General features: G+C 65.6%; 1 protein-coding gene. It reads left to right on the top strand.

Going from position 1 to position 1384, the window contains the following annotated elements:
• Window positions 1–680 precede the first annotated feature (680 nt).
• On the top strand, window positions 681–1384 hold a 704-nt coding region (locus ACCC94_RS29660; RefSeq protein WP_413353165.1), incomplete at its 3' end, for an AlgP family protein.

The following is a 1384-nucleotide window of genomic DNA, read 5'->3' as shown; positions in this document are numbered from 1 at the left end:
CCCCCCCCCCTAAACCCCCCCCTCCCCCCACCCGTCTTTCCCGCCCCGGCCCGGGCGCCCCCCCCCCCCCCCCCCCCCCCCCCCCCCCGCGGGCGGGGGGCGGGGGAGAGGGCTGAGGCCGGCACAGGATTATCCAGGTAGGAGCGAACGCTGTCCGCGATGTTTCGAGTCCCGCTCTCCGAGCACGCAATGCTAAAAAACTCGCGCCGTTCGGCAGCTTGCAGCTGTGCCCCCGCAGTCTTTTTTGCGCGATGAATCGCTGCTGAAAACCGGCCGCAACGGTAGCCGTAAAGCCGTGTTCGCCAGAGCATTTTCAGCGTGTCGTGATGGCGAATCCCGGGTCGTGCTGCTGCACCGTGAAAGCCTGCCATTGCGCCTTCGAGGGTGCAGTCGCGTGCTGAGCGAAGCGCTCTGCGACGGGCGTTTCCGGCCTGACCCCGAAATTTATTTTTTATCCGCAAACGCCCGCGCCGCGGGCGTTTGCGCTGCCTGGCCGATTGCAGCAACGGAACCAAGTGCTCGCGGCGGCGTCACTGGGTGAGTGAAAAAACGCGCCTTCGCGCACTGCTGGAAACCTCTGAAGCCAGTGCCTGCTGCGGCCTGCAGCGCAATCAGGACATTGGCGAGAGGCCATCAGCGGGGCTAGTATGGGCGCAACCACGTCCGCCAGGAGGCACGTCATGTCGGCCAACAAGAAACCTGTCACTACCCCTCTGCATCTGCTGCACCAGTTGTCCAACAGTCTGATCGAACACCTCGAAGGTGCCTGCAAGCAGGCGCTCGTCGATTCCGAAAAGCTGCTCGCCAAGCTCGAGAAACAACGTGGCAAGGCTCAGGAGAAGCTGCACACCGCACGCACCAAGCTGCAGGACGCGACCAAGGCCGGCAAGGCAAAGGCGCAGGCCAAGGCCAAGTCGAGCATCGCTGAGCTCGACGGCGTGCTGGACGTTCTGAAGACCCGCCAGACTGAAACCCGTGCCTACATCGCCAACCTCAAGCGCGATGTGCAGGAGAGCCTCAAGCTCGCCCAGGGCGTGACCAAGGTGAAGGAAGCCGCTGGCAAATCCCTCGCTACCCGCAAGCCGGTGGCTGCTGCCAAACCGGTTGCCAAGGCTGCCGCCAAGCCGGCCGCGAAAGCTGCCGCCAAGCCTGCTGTGAAAGCCGCTGCCAAACCGGCTGCCAAGGTCGCCGCTGCCAAGCCCGCCGCCGCTAAACCGGCCGTGAAGCCCGCTGCGAAGCCTGCCGCGAAAGCTGCCGCCAAACCGGCTGCGAAGCCTGCTGCGAAAGCCGCTGCCAAACCGGCTGCGAAGCCTGCTGCGAAAGCTGCCGCCAAACCGGCCGCGAAGCCCGCTGCAAAACCTGCCGCCAAGCCGGCCGCGAAGGC

The organism is Pseudomonas sp. Pseusp97 (assembly GCF_047304025.1).
Classification (GTDB): Bacteria; Pseudomonadota; Gammaproteobacteria; order Pseudomonadales; family Pseudomonadaceae; genus Pseudomonas.
This window is presented reverse-complemented; position numbering and strand designations above follow the sequence as displayed.